The 15,794-nt window shown below is 40.3% G+C and carries 11 protein-coding genes and 1 pseudogene; 4 read left to right on the forward strand and 8 right to left on the reverse strand.

From position 1 onward, the window contains the following. The first annotated feature begins 39 nt into the window (after positions 1-39). The gene (locus tag KFE17_04160) at positions 40-1,827 is read left to right on the forward strand and encodes an aminopeptidase P family protein (GenBank protein ID QUO32952.1); all 1,788 of its coding nucleotides are present in this window, start codon (positions 40-42) and stop codon (positions 1,825-1,827) included. Positions 1,828-1,899: 72 nt separating this feature from the next. Here the strand turns inward: KFE17_04160 and KFE17_04165 are convergent, their stop codons facing one another. From KFE17_04165 to KFE17_04180, 4 genes are all read right to left on the reverse strand, one after another. Continuing rightward, positions 1,900-3,888: a 2-isopropylmalate synthase gene (locus KFE17_04165; protein QUO32953.1), complete on the reverse strand. Its 1,989-nt coding sequence runs from the start codon at positions 3,886-3,888 to the stop codon at positions 1,900-1,902. 143 nt (positions 3,889-4,031) lie between these two features. Beyond that, positions 4,032-5,252 carry a D-alanyl-D-alanine carboxypeptidase gene (locus tag KFE17_04170; protein ID QUO32954.1) on the reverse strand — a complete coding sequence of 407 codons (1,221 nt, stop codon included), beginning with the start codon at positions 5,250-5,252 and terminating at the stop codon, positions 4,032-4,034. 94 nt (positions 5,253-5,346) lie between these two features. Then, positions 5,347-5,916 carry an SMC-Scp complex subunit ScpB gene (gene scpB, locus KFE17_04175; GenBank protein QUO32955.1) on the reverse strand — a complete coding sequence of 190 codons (570 nt, stop codon included), beginning with the start codon at positions 5,914-5,916 and terminating at the stop codon, positions 5,347-5,349. A gap of 14 nt (positions 5,917-5,930) precedes the next feature. Further along, the gene (locus KFE17_04180; protein QUO32956.1) at positions 5,931-6,677 is read right to left on the reverse strand and encodes a segregation/condensation protein A; all 747 of its coding nucleotides are present in this window, start codon (positions 6,675-6,677) and stop codon (positions 5,931-5,933) included. A gap of 295 nt (positions 6,678-6,972) precedes the next feature. On the opposite strand from KFE17_04180, the gene KFE17_04185 reads away from it, so the two are divergent. Further along, positions 6,973-8,700: an IS1634 family transposase gene (locus KFE17_04185; protein ID QUO32957.1), complete on the forward strand. Its 1,728-nt coding sequence runs from the start codon at positions 6,973-6,975 to the stop codon at positions 8,698-8,700. 165 nt (positions 8,701-8,865) lie between these two features. Here the strand turns inward: KFE17_04185 and KFE17_04190 are convergent, their stop codons facing one another. Then, complete coding sequence (locus KFE17_04190) at positions 8,866-9,744, reverse strand: metallophosphoesterase (protein QUO32958.1); 879 nt, start codon at positions 9,742-9,744, stop codon at positions 8,866-8,868. 56 nt (positions 9,745-9,800) lie between these two features. Beyond that, a complete protein-coding gene (locus KFE17_04195; GenBank protein QUO32959.1) occupies positions 9,801-11,045 on the reverse strand; it encodes a D-alanyl-D-alanine carboxypeptidase in 1,245 nt (414 codons plus the stop codon). Positions 11,046-11,302: 257 nt separating this feature from the next. On the opposite strand from KFE17_04195, the gene KFE17_04200 reads away from it, so the two are divergent. Together KFE17_04200 and KFE17_04205 are read left to right on the forward strand one after the other, a co-directional pair. Next, positions 11,303-11,626 (forward strand): helix-turn-helix transcriptional regulator, encoded by a 324-nt coding sequence (locus KFE17_04200; protein QUO32960.1) that lies wholly within the window; start codon positions 11,303-11,305, stop codon positions 11,624-11,626. Between the two features lie 201 nt (positions 11,627-11,827). Continuing rightward, positions 11,828-13,582 (forward strand): annotated as a pseudogene (locus tag KFE17_04205) (IS1182 family transposase). A gap of 222 nt (positions 13,583-13,804) precedes the next feature. Here KFE17_04205 and KFE17_04210 read toward each other — a convergent pair. Further along, complete coding sequence (locus KFE17_04210) at positions 13,805-15,058, reverse strand: aminopeptidase P N-terminal domain-containing protein (GenBank protein QUO32961.1); 1,254 nt, start codon at positions 15,056-15,058, stop codon at positions 13,805-13,807. Between the two features lie 33 nt (positions 15,059-15,091). Then, positions 15,092-15,787 carry a hypothetical protein gene (locus tag KFE17_04215; protein QUO32962.1) on the reverse strand — a complete coding sequence of 232 codons (696 nt, stop codon included), beginning with the start codon at positions 15,785-15,787 and terminating at the stop codon, positions 15,092-15,094. Positions 15,788-15,794: the final 7 nt, after the last annotated feature.

A 15,794-nucleotide genomic window follows, 5' to 3' on the forward strand; every position in this document is an offset into this window, starting at 1 on the left:
AATACATTTGTAATATGTTTTATACAGGAGGAAACGAAAATGAACGTAACAGAACGAATTGAGAAATTACGGACATTGATGAAAAGCAAAAATATCGATGCATATGTAATTCCTTCTTCAGACAATCACCAGAGCGAATATGTCGGTGAGTATTTCATGGCAAGAAAATTCATTTCCGGCTTCACAGGTTCTGCCGGAACTGCTGTCATTGCCAAAGACGAAGCAGGACTTTGGACAGACGGAAGATATTTCATCCAGGCCGAAAAACAACTGGAGGGAAGCGGAATCGACCTTTACCGCATAGGACAGCCGGATGTGCCGACGATCCAGGAATATCTTGTGAACTATCTTCCAGAGAATGGAAAACTGGCATTTAATGGACAGGTCATCTCCACAACTCAGGGAAACAACTGGAAAAAAGCATTGGCTGCCAAAAATGTAACTGTCGAATACGATATGGATCTGATCGATGAAGTCTGGGAAGACCGCCCTGCAATGGCAGAAGAACCGGTATTTATCCTGGAAGAAAAATACAGCGGCGAAAGCACCGCTTCCAAACTCGCAAGAATCCGTGAAGTGATGAAAGAAAAGAACGCCAACATCCATGTATTGGCTTCTCTTGATGACATTGCATGGCTGATTAACATGCGCGGAAATGACGTTGCATATTCTCCGCTCATCCTTGCTTATGCAATCATTTATGAAGACCGCATGCAGTTATTTATCTCTGAAAAGAAATTAAGCGACGAAGCAAAAGCGCTCCTTGCAAAAGATAATATTGAAATTCTTCCTTACAACGCAATCTACGAAACAGTCAAAGGCTTCTCGAAAGAAGACTGTGTACTTTTCGATCCGGACCGCGTGAACTATGCACTTTCTTCCAACATTCCGGAAGATACTGCAACTGTAGAAGCAACAAACCCGGAAATTCTTTTCAAAGCGTTAAAGAACGAAGTGGAACTTGAAAATATACGCCGCGCACATATCAAAGATGGTGTCGCTGTCACAAAATACATGCACTGGGTAAAAACCCATGTTGCATCTGAGAAGATCACGGAATCTTCTGCTGCTGAAAAATTAGATGCGTTCCGCAAAGAACAAGACGGCTACCTCTGGCAGAGTTTCTCTCCGATCTGTGCATACAAAGAGCATGCAGCAATGATGCACTACTCTTCTACACCGGAGACAGACGTACAGCTTCAGCCAGCACATTTCTTCCTGAATGATACAGGCGGAAACTACTATGAAGGTTCTACAGATATCACAAGAACATTTGTACTTGGACCGATTAGTGATGAATTAAAACGCGACTTTACTGCTGTCGCACGCGGTATGATCGGACTTTCCATGGCAAAATTCCTTTACGGATGTACCGGAATCAATCTTGACATCTATGCAAGACAGCCAATGTGGGAAATGGGAATCGATTATCGCTGCGGAACAGGACACGGTGTCGGCTATCTCCTGAACATCCACGAAGGTCCTGCCGGCTTCCGTTCACAGGGACGTGCCGGAGAAAGTGAAAGACTTACAGAAGGTATGGTTCTTACAAATGAACCTGGTATCTACACAGAAGGCTCTCATGGCATCCGTACTGAAAATGAAATGGTTGTACGTAAAGGCGAAAAGAACGAATACGGACAGTTCATGTATTTCGAGACGATCACATTTGCGCCAATCGACCTTGACGGTATCAATCCTGATCTCATGTCTCCTCGCGAGAAAGAATGGCTCAACAGTTACCATGCTGAAGTTTACGAGAAACTCTCTCCGTATATGACAGAAGAAGAAAACGAATGGCTGCGCCAGTACACACGCGCAATTTAATATTTAATACTTAATATAAGTAAAAAGCAGGCGGGAATTTTCTCCCGCCTGTTTTTAACGTGCCTCTTCTGATTATCCATGATTCCGGAACTGAATCGGCGTCATATTATACGCTTTTTTAAAGAGTCTGTTGAAATGCTCTACATTCTGATATCCCACTGCTTCTGCGATGCTCTCAACGGTCATGGTGCTGCTCTTTAACAATGTTCTTGCCTTTTTCATACGCACACGTTTTACGATCTCGCCGAACGTACTTCCGGCTTTTTCTTTAATATATTTAGAAAGATACGGCTTAGAAAGATAGAATTTCTCCGACAGACTTTCCAGTGTCACATCCAGATAATTTTCCTGAATAAAATTCATAATTGCTATCATACGCTCGTCTTTATACCCGTCAGAATTTTTAATCTGATCGATCTTATTGACAGCAACCGTCAGCGCCTCTATCGATGCGCTGATAATATCTGCATCGATTCCGGTTCCCCAATAATGCTTTCCGTTACAGATGACGCCCACATAGGCAACCGCCTTCGAAGAAGAGCCTTTTGTAAGTGAATGTTCCTCATAGAAAGACAGCTCATAGCTGACGCCAAAATACTGTTTGATCGCATTGCTGATGGCATCCAGTCGTCCATTTCCGCTTCCTGTAACCGTATGCTTACTCGTTCCATGCACAATGACTGCATCTGCAAGGATTCCGTTCTCTCTGCGGAAATGGGATTCCTCAATATAAAATACCCCTTTTGCATTGATATAATGATCTTCAAAAATATGATAAATCCATTCCGGCGTTAATTCTTTGTGCGCCTTATCTGAAACATCTTTTACAAGATATCCCACTTCTTCTTTCATTTTTTCCGGAAGAGAAATGCCATAATTCTGCTTCAGAATATAGCTAACGCCGCCTTTGCCGGACTGACTGTTAATCCGAATCACATCGGACTCATACCGTCGCCCTACATCATGTGGATCGATTGGGAGATATGGTACTGTCCATTTATCTGTATGACCTTCTTCACGCCACTTCATGCCTTTCGCAATGGCATCCTGATGGGAACCTGAAAACGCAGTAAATACAAGTTCTCCCGCATACGGCTGGCGCATCCCAACCTTCATTCTTGTAAGACGCTCATACGCTTCTACAATGCGAGGCATTCTGGAAAAATCAAGCCCGGGATCAATCCCATGAGAAAAAAGATTCATAGCAAGCGTGATAATATCTACATTTCCAGTCCGCTCGCCATTTCCAAACAATGTCCCTTCCACACGGTCAGCCCCTGCCAATACGCCAAGTTCTGCTGTAGCAACACCGCATCCTCTGTCATTATGAGGATGAAGACTCAGTACCACATGTTCCCGATATGCTAAATATTTTGTAAAATATTCTACCTGGCAGGCAAATACATGCGGCATAGCATTTTCTACCGTTGTTGGAATATTAATGATAACCGGTTTTTCTTTTGTTGGCTTCCAGATATCAAGCACTGCATTACACACTTCCAACGCATAATCCATTTCCGTTCCCGAAAAACTTTCCGGACTGTATTCAAATGTGAAATTTCCATCCGTTTCATCTGCCAATGTTTGAAGCAGTTTAGCGCCTTCTACAGCGATTTGCTTAATCTCCTCCCGATTTTTCCGAAAGACCTGTTCGCGCTGCGCTACAGAAGTCGAATTATATAAGTGCACTACCGCATGCGGCGCCCCCTCTAATGCTTCAAATGTCTTACGGATAATATGTTCTCTTGCCTGTGTCAGCACCTGGATCGTCACATCTTCCGGAATCATCTTGCGTTCAATTAATGCACGCAAAAATGTATATTCCGTCTCTGAAGCAGCCGGAAATCCTACCTCAATCTCTTTAAATCCAATTTCGACAAGAAGCTCAAAAAATTCCAGTTTTTCTTCCAAACTCATCGGTTCGATCAAAGCCTGATTGCCATCTCTTAAGTCTACGCTGCACCATACCGGAGGTTTTTCTAAATATTCTTTTCTGACCCAATCATAACTTACTTCTGGCGGCATGAAATACATCCGTTCATATTTTTCAAAATTTCTCATAAAAATCGTCCTCACTTCTAAATTCTCATCAAGTATAATTCATCAAGTCAATTGTCTTTTCTTATTCTATGACAAAATTTATCAACTTTAAAGTGTTGTTTTTATCATCTTCTTGACCTTTATTATCTTGTTGCTTAACGATATTAGATCAAATATATTTTTATCACATTTTTGAATACCCACCAGAAATTTCTTCTGTGAATTTCTTCATTTGACAGAACCGAAGTCTGATAAACAATTTTTCCGTCCAATGTATACAACACCGTTCCAATCAGCTCTCCCTTACAAACAGGTGCTTTTCGCTGCTCGTTCATTTTTACCTTCACAGATATTTTCTCATCGTCTTTTAACAGCATCCGAAAAGACGGCTTCTCTGCCGTACCATGTAAAAATATTTTAGAAAACAACTCTGAATTCTCTTTACATCCCTCTGCTACTTCTACCGCTGGAATTTTGGGAATTGTTTTTATTTCACGATATCGATAATGTCCAAACCCGTAACGCAGCAAAGACTTTGTATCCTGCCATTTCCAGCTCTTGTGACTTGGCCAGCCGCATCCTAAAAGCGCTACAATCAATGTACGGTCGCCCTTTTTCACTGCTCCTACATAGCAATATCCTGCTTCAGAGGTAAAGCCGGTCTTCCCTGTCAAAGCCCCTTCTTCCATTTGTAAAAGTGCATTATGATTGACACAGGAAAAACTTCTTGTTTTTTCTATATTCTGAAATGTTTTCTCCTGTGTACCGGTAATTTCCAGAAAATTTTCCCGCTTCTCAGATTCCTTAATACAGTACCGCATGATTTTTGCCAGTTCTTCTGCCGTTGCAGAGTGCCTTCCTTCTTCATCCGATGCATCCAATCCGTTCGGTGTAATGAAATGACTGTTTCTACAGCCGATTTCTCTCGCCTTTTCGTTCATTTGTACCGCAAATTCCTCTGTAGAGCCTGCAATCGCTTCTGCTACTGCCACTGCCGAATCGTTATGGGATTCCAGCATCAATGAATAAAGCAGATCTTTCAGAAAGAATTTCTCTCCCTCCTGCATACCAAGATGTACTTTCGGTTGTCTTGCCGCATTTTTAGAAACCGTAACAACCTGTTCCAAATCTCCTTTTTCTAAGGCCAGAATACATGTGAGGATCTTTGTCGTACTTGCCATAGCCCGCTTCTCATAACCATTTTTTTCAAACAGAACACGTCCGCTGTCCCCATCCATTAACACGGCCGACTGCGCATGCAGATTTTGAAGTTCTTCCGGTACTGTCTGTGCTGCGTCCACCCCGTCACCAGACAAAATCCATATTTGCAGACCGAGCAACAGTCCAATGATCCACGAAATACTTTTCCAATATATTTTTTTCATAGCGCCCTCCTAATATCCGGATAAATTCCTGCATATATAGTTATCTATGAATTTTTCAGACAAATTATTCCGCAAACAAAAAGATGAAACTGCACTATACATCCAGTTTCATCTCTGCTTCTTCCTCTGCTTCTGTTTTCATTTCTTCCACCTGTTCCGGATTCAGATTTGGCAGCTCCTCTAGCGATGCAACACCAAATCTTCTCAAAAATTCTTCTGTTGTTCCAAACAGATGCGGATGTCCCGGCGCATCCAGTCGTCCCACTTCACAGATCAGGTTATATTCAATTAATTTATTAATCGCGTGGTCTGATTTCACACCACGGATTTTTTCAATCTCCAGCTTCGTTACCGGCTGTTTATATGCCACAATAGAAAGCGTTTCCAACTGAACATCTGTCAGCACACATTTCTTCGGCTGTTTTGCGATCCGGATTAAATAGTCATATAAATCCGTCTTCGTGCACATCTGGAAAGAATCTTCCAACTCAATAATGTGAATCCCTCTATTTTCCTTTTCATAATAGTCCATCATATGCCGCAGAATCATTCTCGTTTCATCCGGCGTCTGCCCGATTGCTGCAGCAATCTTATCAAGAGCAACCGAATCCCCCATTGCAAATAGAATTGCTTCCACCGCACTCTCTAATTTTGTGAGTTTCATTTTTCTATCCTTTTCTATATAATCTGAGATGTAATGATAATATCTGCAAAAGTTCCATCCTGTTCAATTAGAATCGTTCCCATCTTCATCAATTCCAAAATCGCTAAAAATGTAACAATTACATGCATCTTTGAACGCTGACGGCTTAGCAGTTCTCGAAAACTAAAACATCTATGGAATCTTGCATACTGTTCTACATATACAAGTTTGTCTGAAAGCGTCACTTCTTCCCGTTCAATTTTTCCAAACTTACTTCGGATCGGATCCATTTTATCTTCTTTGCGCCGCATAATTTCTGTAAAAATTGCATTTAATTTTGCCAGTGTCAATCCTTCCAGAAGTTTATCCAAATCAATCGGCTCCTGATATTCCTGTACCTCATCCGGAATCGTAGGACCTTTAAACATTAATTTCTCACTGTCCAGCTGTCGGTCTTTTAATTCATAGGACATATATTTATACATCTTGTACTGCAGCAGCTGCTCCACAAGTTCCTGTCTCGGATCTTCCTCTTCGCCTTCCTCATTTACTTCTTTCGGCAAAAGCATACGACATTTAATATCCAAAAGCGTTGCTGCCATCAGAAGAAACTCACTCATCACATTCAAGTCCTGTTCCTGCATTGCCCGTATATATTCCATATACTGATTCGTAATTTCTACAATCGGAATATCATAAATATCTACCTTATTTTTATCAATTAAATGCATTAGGAGATCCAAAGGACCTTCAAATACATCCAGCTTTACTGGTATTGCCATATGACGTCTTCCCTTTTCTTTTCGTATTCCAACTTATGATTATACATCATCGATAACAATTCTACAAGTTTTAGTTTTCCTGCTGTTTCCCCCTGCTATTTTCCTGCTGTCAGGATATACTGTTGAAATGAATCACGATTACTTCCGCCGGATTGCACGGGAGTTTGACAGTTGAATATCGAAAAAAGTACTCACAGGTCGCATAAAACCTGCTTTTTTTATGTCAAATTTTCTGTTTTTATGGCTGTTATTTTATGTTATTGTATGGTATAATAAGGGATAGGAGGGATGACAGATGAATCTTCACATAACAAAATCAAAAAATGCAGAGTCCTTTTATATCTGTAAATCTTATACAAAAGCAAATGGCAGCACTACTTCAGCTATCGTCCGCAAGCTGGGAACCTTAGAACAACTTTTGCCTGAACATGGTCCTACAAGAGATGATGTCGTTGCATGGGCGAAAAATGAAGTGAAAATAGAAACTGAAAAATATAAAAAGGAAAAAGAAGCACAGACAGTATTGATACCATTCCATGCGGATAGACAATTAGATTATGACAAGCAGGTCTTCTTCCGTGGTGGCTATCTGTTTCTCCAATCTATTTATTATCAACTACAAATGAATAAAATCTGCCGGAAATTGAAACAAAAATATAAATTCAAGTATGATATCAATGCAATCCTCTCGGATTTGATTTATGCAAGAATCTTAGAACCTTGCAGCAAACGTTCTTCTTACAAAGTTGCATCTGAATTCTTAGAAAAACCATCCTACGAACTTCATGATGTCTACCGGGCATTGGATGTACTTGGTACGGAATGTGATCTTATTCAGACGGAAGTTTATAAAAACTCCCACTTCCTTGGGAAAAGAAATGATAAGATCCTTTATTATGACTGCTCGAATTATTACTTTGAAATTGAACAAGAAGATGGAAAGAAAAAATACGGTAAAAGTAAAGAACACAGACCAAACCCAATCATCCAAATGGGATTGTTTATGGATGGAGATGGAATTCCTCTTGCTTTTTCTCTTTTTCCGGGAAATGCAAACGAGCAGACCTCTCTCAAACCGTTAGAAAAGAAAGTTCTTGGAGATTTTGGTTGTCAGAGATTTATTTATTGCAGCGATGCCGGGCTTGGCTCTGAATCAATCCGGGAATACAATCACATGGGAGAACGTGCTTATATCGTAACCCAGTCCATCAAAAAGCTGAAGAAAGAAGAAAAAGAATGGGCATTAAATTTACAGGGATTTAAAAGAGTATCCGATGGAACCCCTGTTGATATCACAAAACTACCCGAAGATGATAAAGGACTTTATTATAAAGACGAGCCCTACACCACAAAGACGCTGCATCAACGCCTGATCATTACCTATTCTCCTAAATATGCCCTTTATCAAAAATCTATTCGAGACAAACAGATTGAACGGGCACAAAAGATGCTGGATTCAGGGAGCACAAAAAAGAACCGCAAAAATCCAAATGATCCAGCACGTTTCATCGGAACTATGGCTATAACAGAAGAAGGCGAAGCTGCTGATGTAAAGCATTATCTAGATGAAATCAAGATTTTTGAAGAAGCCCAGTATGATGGATTTTACGCAGTATGCACAGATCTTTTAGATGACGAAGCTGGTGATATTTTAAAAGTAAGTGAAGGAAGATGGCAGATAGAAGAGTGTTTCCGGATTATGAAAACAGATTTTTCTGCAAGACCTGTCTATTTACAGGATGAAAACCGGATCAAAGCACATTTTCTAATCTGTTTTCTTGCATTGACCATATACCGCTTCCTTGAGAAAAAACTGGATGCTAAATATACATGTGAAGAATTATTAGATATTCTAAAAGAAATGAATTTCGCCGAAATACAGGAACAGGGATTCATTCCTTTATACAAACGAGAAAGAATTACGGATGATCTTCATGACGTCTGTGGTTTCCGAACAGATTATCAGTTCATAACAAAAAGCAAAATGAGAAATATTCAGAAAAAAAGTAAAGGGAAAGAATAAAATACTATAATCCGTGACAACAGCAAAAATCGCTGCAGCCCAGTAACCACAAGGGATACAGCGATTTTTGCTCTTCCTAACTGTCAAAGATGGGATTATACATCATCGATAACAATTCTACAAGTTTTAGTTTTCCTGCTGTTTCCCCCTGCTATTTTCCTGCTGTCAGGATATACTGTTGAAATGAATCACGATTACTTCCGCCGGATTGCAGAAACGGATATTTACCGTATGGGTACCAAGCCCTTTACTGACAATCATCACCCGATTCCCTTCTTTTGAATATTCACCGGAATATTTCGGAAAGAACTTTGCCTGCGGAGTAATCAGACCGCCAATAAAAGGAAGCCTGATAATCCCGCCGTGCAAATGTCCGGACAGCGTCAGATCCGCTCCCCAACTTCGATAAGAAACCTCCATTGCCGGATTGTGCGCCAACAGAATCTCATATCTTTCATTCGATACAGAACCGAACTGCTCCTGCAAAATCTCTTCTACATCTGTCGGATTCGCAAATTTCTGATAGCCTTCCATTGGCGGCTCAAATCCACTCATACGGAATCGACATCCGTCAAATGTCATACAAGCCGACTCATTTTCAAGGAAATGGACTCCGGAAGCTGCAAGCAGCTCCCGGTAACGCGTATAGGCATCTCCGTAAATCTCAGGATGCTCCTTCATTCGCTGTTCATGATTCCCATTGGCATAATAAACCGGAGCAATCTCCGGAAGCTGCCGAATAAGAGAAACAGCCGCATCAAAAGGAATATCCTTTTTCCCAATCAGCATATCCCCGCCAATCAGTATGAAATCCGGCTGGCTTTGACGAATTGCCTCGATAAGCGACCGGTTATCTCTTCCATATACTTTATTATGGAGATCACTCAGAAATACTGCCCGGTATTCTCTCGTCAATCCTTTTAATTTTTCTCCGCTCACCGTATAATCTGTCACTCGAAATATCTTCAATTCTCTTTTACTTTCCAAGAAAAATAAAGCAATTCCGATTCCAAGTACCACGATTCCAATTAACAGTATATTCATCTTCTTCCTCTCTTCTAAAACAGCATATTTTGAACCATTCTCAACACGTTTTGTTTTTACACAGTAAATGTCTGACGGAGTGTCTGCAGCAGCGCTTTTTTATACGTCAGTTTCCCAACGGCAGTTCTGGCTTTTATCGGAATCCTTCCGACCTCTGTTTCATTCAGCACATACACAAGCTCTCCGATGGTTTCTCCTTTTTTCACAGGCGCTTTCATTTTCTTTTTTAATGTTACCTTTTTTTCCATTTCTGCCGGATTGCGTCCATTTGTATCCGTATAAGCAAATTGCTCTGTTACCTCACCGGAAACTTTATCCTGAACGCCTCCTATCACTTTTACTTCTGCTTTTTTTGTCAGACCTTCTTTATCTTCATATCTTGTGCAGATACCAAAACCATAATTCAAAAGTGCAACAGAATCTTTTACCCTTGTTTTTGCATCCGGACAGGCCATTACAACACTGATAAGTTCTACCCCATCCTTGCGCGCTGTTGCCGAAAGACAAAAACCGGCATCATTTGTAGATCCTGTTTTCAGTCCTGTGGCATATTTGTACTGACGAATCAGTTTATTTGTGTTTGCAAGACCGAATTCAGAACTTCCTTTTTTCGTCGTATGTGTAATCGTATCCACCCAGATTGTAGAATATTTTTCAATTTCCGGATATTTTGTAACCAGTTCTCTTGACATAATTCCAATGTCCTTTGCTGTCGTCACATGTCCCTCTGCATCTAAACCATTACAGTTCTGAAATGTTGTACGCTCCATTCCAAGACCTTTTGCCCGCTCATTCATCTGTGCCACAAAGGCCTCCTCACTTCCACTGATATGTTCTGCCATAGCCACGCAGGCGTCATTTGCACTGGCGACAGAAATACATTTAATCATAGTGTCTGCCGTCTGAGTTTCTCCCGGTTCCAGAAACACCTGGGAACCTCCCATGGAAGCCGCATATTCTGATGTTGTAATCGAATCTTCCATATGTAGTTTCCCGCTGTCAAGCGCATCAAAAATCAAAAGAAGTGTCATAATCTTCGTCACACTTGCCGGAGCCAGTTGTTCCTGACTGTTCTTTTCAAATAAAATCTGCCCTCCGTCAGCTTCCATCAAAAACGCCGAGCGCGCTTCCAGTTCCGGTCCCGTCACCAATTGTTCCTCTGCTTCTTCCTCGGTCCTTTCCTGCGTCTTCTCCTGTGTTTCTTCACACAGAAAAGTGTTTTCCGGCAATGCAGCATAAAGCGTCTGCGTCTTTCCAAATAGAAGTACGATGCTGATCAGCCATCCCAATATTCTTTTCATAAAACAGCCCTTTCCTATTTCATCTAGTAACAGTATAAGCGCTGGAATATGAAAATATGATTTCCGACGACAATCTTCACTGCTTTCATTTTCTCCATTGCTTTCTTCCCATATTATAGTTGAAACAGAATCTCAGCACAAGCGCAATTTTTATTACTCTTTTGCGCTATATTTATATGATACTTTTTAACATCTGTATGAATATTTTTACATTCCATAAAATAGAATCATGCAAATATCTAACAGGAGATTTTGTTATGAAAGATACAGAAATTATTCAACATATAGAAGAATTACGCAAAGAGCGCAATTGGACACTTTACAAACTGTCCAAAGAATCAGATATTCCTTATTCAACACTGAACAATCTGCTTCGGCGCACAAATATTCCTTCCATTCCGACACTGCAGAAAATCTGCAACGGATTTGGTATTTCTCTTGCTGATTTCTTTTCAGACAAGACCAATCATCGTCAGTTAAACGAGCAGCAACTTGCACTTTTAAAAGATTATGAGCAGTTAAACGCAGAAGAAAAGCGTCTCGTTACTGCTTATATCAGCGGACTGCTGCGACGCCCTTAATCACTAAAAACAATAGTTTCACTTATACCAGATACTTCTGAGGATTGTAAAAAGAGAAGGGGCTGTCGGGAAATGATAGTTCCAAACAGGGGCAGATTTGACTTGTATGAGTCAAACCTGCCCCTGAAACTTTTCCATAAAAAGAGAAAAAGATGGCTAACGACAACCATCATTTTCTCCGTTCCATGTTATAATGGAACTATGCTAAACAAAGACTATTATAACGATTTTTTTGAATTAGGGCAACAGAAAATTAACTTCAGTTTCTTCGAATTGTGTTTACCAGACGACGATCCAGTCTATACCCTGAAAAAAGTGATGGAGGAGTTAGATTTTTCTGGCTTATTAGCCAATTGTTCTGATAAGGGAAGAACCGGGTACAACCCAATCATGATGTATGCTGTAGTTACTTACGCAAACATGCGTGGGATAAGAGCTGTTGACCGTATTGTAGAATTATGTGAAAGAGATCTCGCCTTTATCTGGCTTACGAAAGGTCAGAAGCCGAAACGGGATGCTTTTTATGACTTCAAGAATAAGAAACTGACCGCTGATGTACTGGATGAGCTGAATTATCAGTTTCTTCGTCGCCTGCAAAAAGAAGGATTCATCACACTAAAAAATCTTTTTATTGACGGTACAAAAATAGAAGCCAATGCGAACCGTTATACGTTTGTCTGGAGAGGAACAATCAATTATCATCTTGCAGGACTACTGGATACTATTGATTTATTGTATCAAAAGTATAACGTTTTGATTGATGAAAATGAGTATGGCATCAAATAAGACATTCCCCATGCAAATATGTTCGTGATCGAAGGAATGGAGAAAGTACGGGATGTCATTGAAAAGAACCGAAAAAGAAAACTGACAAAACATAAAAAGTTATCCAATAATACAATCATAGAGATTGACAATTGTTCTCCGTTGGAGATACTGAAGCTCCAAAAAAATCTGATACAGATAGCAGAACAGGAACAGATTACATTTGTTTATGGAAAAGGAAAAAGAAAATCGGAAATCCAGCAGCTTTACGAAGAATTGGAAGCCTGTGGTGAACGTCTTATGGGATATAAAGAGTGTTTTGAGATCATGGGAACAGACAGAAACAGTTATTCCAAAACAGATCTGGAAGCTACTTTTATGCGGATGAAAGAGGATCATATGCTGAACGGGCAATTAAAAGCGGCATATAATGTTCAGATTGCAGTAGAGAATTATTTCATTGTCCAGACTTATGTCAGCAATGATCGGACAGATTATAATACGTTGATTCCGGTTTTGGAAAAACATCAAAAAGCATTTGGGGATATTCTTGAGGAAGTGACAGCAGATAGCGGGTATTGCAGCGAAAGAAACCTACTGTACTTAAAAGAACATAAAATCTCCAGCTATATCAAGCTGCAGGATCATGAAAAACGGAAAACACGTGCGTATACAGAAGAAATCGGAAAGTATTACAACATGAAAACGCAGATATTTGAAGATGAGTTGTATTATATTTGCCATGACGGAAGAGAATTGCATCATATCCGAACAGAAACAAAAGCACAGACTGGTTATACACAAACCTTTGAAGTGTATGGATGTGCAGACTGCAGTGGTTGTGAACATAAAGCAAAATGTCTCTATAAATATGATGCCGAAAAAGATAGAGAGAAAAATAAAGTGATGAAGATCAACGAACAATGGGAAGCTTTGAAAGAAGAATCCCATAAAAACATCCAGAGTGAGAAAGGGATCTTAAATCGTCAGATTCGTTCCATCCAGACAGAGGGACATTTTGGAGACATTAAAGAAAATGACAGTTTCCGCCGATTCAATTACCGGACATCCGAAAAAGTATATAAAGAATTCATGCTGTATGCGATTGGAAGAAATATAAATAAATACCATCGTTTTCTTCATGAAAAAATCCAAAAATTTGAGAAAAAAATCGAAGAAACAGTTGCTTAGAAAATGTGTACGTTTAAATATGCAGGTTGAGGGGTTTTTGTGCCCAAAAATACATACGAAAAAGACAAAATACGAATCTCTCATAGAAGATCAGGTGCGAAAAACACTGATTTCTAAAGGAGATTCGTATTTTGAGATTTAGAGCCTAAAAATCGGTATTAACCGACAGCCCCTTCTCTTTATTTCACTGTTCTGTATTTCAAAATATTTTTGTCTGAGCTTCTATTTTCTCATAAAGTTCTCAATATCTTCCACCGTCTTTAAAATATCAGACGAAAGATCAATTGCACCGTCTTCTGTGATCAGAATATCATTTTCAATTCTTACACCAATGGCTTCCTCTTCGATGTACAGGCCCGGTTCTACTGTAATTACCATACCCGGGCGAAGTACATGCTCTTTTGCTGTATCAAGGTCATGTGTATCAAGACCAAGTCCGTGGCTGACGCCATGGTAATAATAGTCTCCCACTCCTTTTCCATCTTTGCGAAGTCCAAGCTCGTCAAGCTTACTCTCGTAAAACTCTACTACCATTTGATTCAGCTCTGCAAATGTCAGTCCCGGTCTTGCCCCTGCAATTACGAGATCCTGAGCTTCGAGAACGGTATTGTAGATTTCTTTCTGGCGCTCTGTAAATTTACCATTGACCGGAAATGTTCTGGAAATATCCGCACAATAATGCTCATTCGCACTTCCCAGATCGATCAGGACAAGTTCCCCATCTTTTACTTCCTGATTATTGTCCTGATAATGAAGTGTTGTTGCTCTCACGCCGCCGGCAACAATACTTGGAAATGCATGTTCCTTAACGCCCTGTTTCATCAGCGCAAAATCAAACGCACCTTCCAGTTCACACTCATTCACACCCGGATAAGCATGCTTCATCATTGCTTCAATCGCGCATCTTGTTGTTTCCTGTGCACGTTTCATTTTATCGATTTCAATATCCGATTTTACACAGCGCATTGCTGCCAACGCTCCTACAATATCATCAATCTGAACATACGGATATTCTCTTTGAAGCTTAGCTGCAAACTTGTGTGCCTCTGTATCTGCCTGTCCTTCTTTGTATCTCCAAAGATCAAGATGTACATGGATCTTACCTGTACCCCGGGATGCATCCAGCCAGCCATTCATCTTTTCAAAAAAACTGTCCGTATACCGGATATTCTGAACACCGCTGATTTCCATCGCTTCACTGCTGCGCATGCGTCCGCCTACCCATTTTGCCAGATATTCATCATACGGTTCAATATATAATTCTTCGGTTGTCTTGCCCGCATAATCTTTTTTCAATACAAGAATCATATTTTCTCTTTCGATTCCTGTCAAATAGTAAAAATTACGGTCTACAGAAAATGGATAGGACTCATCAAGAGAACGCATTGGCGCCTTTCCCGAAAAAATAAGTATCATTGCCGGTCCTTCAATCTGTCCTAACAAAGTCTCTCTGCGGCTTCTAAAAATCTCCTGCATCTGTCTTACCTCCTTGTATTCGCTCTTTCTCTACTATAGCACGAATTCCCTGTCCATACAACTAATATTCGGAGAATAAAAAATGATGATATCAATCTGTTCTCCGTCTTCTTTCCAGTCCAGATGCACCCCATAATCTCCCGCAAAAAACAGCTTTGCTCCAGAAACAAAAGGATGTACGGTCTTTTCTTTCTGACTGCACAAAACAAATTCCGTCTCGCCCTTTTTAATCTGATCCAGACACGATTTGCAAAGCCTGTCCTTTGCCTCTTGAAAAGTATCACTGCTCTCATTCAAATACATTGTAACTTCACACAGATCCTTTTCTCTCAGTGAAAGGATCTTTACTGTTGTTTCTTTTTCTCTTGGAAAATGCAGTTCGCGGCGCCCCTTTTTTCTATCATTCATACTATTATTCGGATTTCCCACCAAAAGATCAATACAAGCGCCCGTATTCACATTGCATAAAAACAGCGGTCCGTATTCTTCTGACTGTTTTTCTGTTTTTTTCTCTTCTTCTCTACCATCTGCAAACACAGAAGCAGTTTCACTGCACAAAATGCACTCCTTCTGTGTTACGATACGATCTGCTTCTTCCCAATCAGTTTCTGCCTCTAATTTCTTCCATTGCTTCTTTTGCGCCTCAGCTTCTTCCCGCTCCTGCAGCACAGAAAACAAGAATATTCCCAACATTAATATTTCTGCTGCGACAAAAATGGCTTTCTTCATAACACTT

Origin of the sequence: Faecalicatena sp. Marseille-Q4148 (assembly GCA_018228665.1) — a bacterium.
Taxonomy (GTDB): Bacteria; Bacillota; Clostridia; order Lachnospirales; family Lachnospiraceae; genus UBA9414.

What these genes read in the sequence shown, in the direction of transcription:
- KFE17_04165 (QUO32953.1), bottom strand. Translation starts at nt 3,888, where the DNA reads ATGAGAAATTTTGAAAAATATGAACGGATGTATTTCATGCCGCCAGAA.
- KFE17_04180 (QUO32956.1), bottom strand. Translation starts at nt 6,677, where the DNA reads ATGGCAATACCAGTAAAGCTGGATGTATTTGAAGGTCCTTTGGATCTC.
- KFE17_04185 (QUO32957.1), top strand. Translation starts at nt 6,973, where the DNA reads ATGAATCTTCACATAACAAAATCAAAAAATGCAGAGTCCTTTTATATC.
- KFE17_04200 (QUO32960.1), top strand. Translation starts at nt 11,303, where the DNA reads ATGAAAGATACAGAAATTATTCAACATATAGAAGAATTACGCAAAGAG.
- KFE17_04170 (QUO32954.1), bottom strand. Translation starts at nt 5,252, where the DNA reads ATGAAAAAAATATATTGGAAAAGTATTTCGTGGATCATTGGACTGTTG.
- scpB (QUO32955.1), bottom strand. Translation starts at nt 5,916, where the DNA reads ATGAAACTCACAAAATTAGAGAGTGCGGTGGAAGCAATTCTATTTGCA.
- KFE17_04160 (QUO32952.1), top strand. Translation starts at nt 40, where the DNA reads ATGAACGTAACAGAACGAATTGAGAAATTACGGACATTGATGAAAAGC.
- KFE17_04190 (QUO32958.1), bottom strand. Translation starts at nt 9,744, where the DNA reads ATGAATATACTGTTAATTGGAATCGTGGTACTTGGAATCGGAATTGCT.
- KFE17_04195 (QUO32959.1), bottom strand. Translation starts at nt 11,045, where the DNA reads ATGAAAAGAATATTGGGATGGCTGATCAGCATCGTACTTCTATTTGGA.
- KFE17_04215 (QUO32962.1), bottom strand. Translation starts at nt 15,787, where the DNA reads ATGAAGAAAGCCATTTTTGTCGCAGCAGAAATATTAATGTTGGGAATA.
- KFE17_04210 (QUO32961.1), bottom strand. Translation starts at nt 15,058, where the DNA reads ATGCAGGAGATTTTTAGAAGCCGCAGAGAGACTTTGTTAGGACAGATT.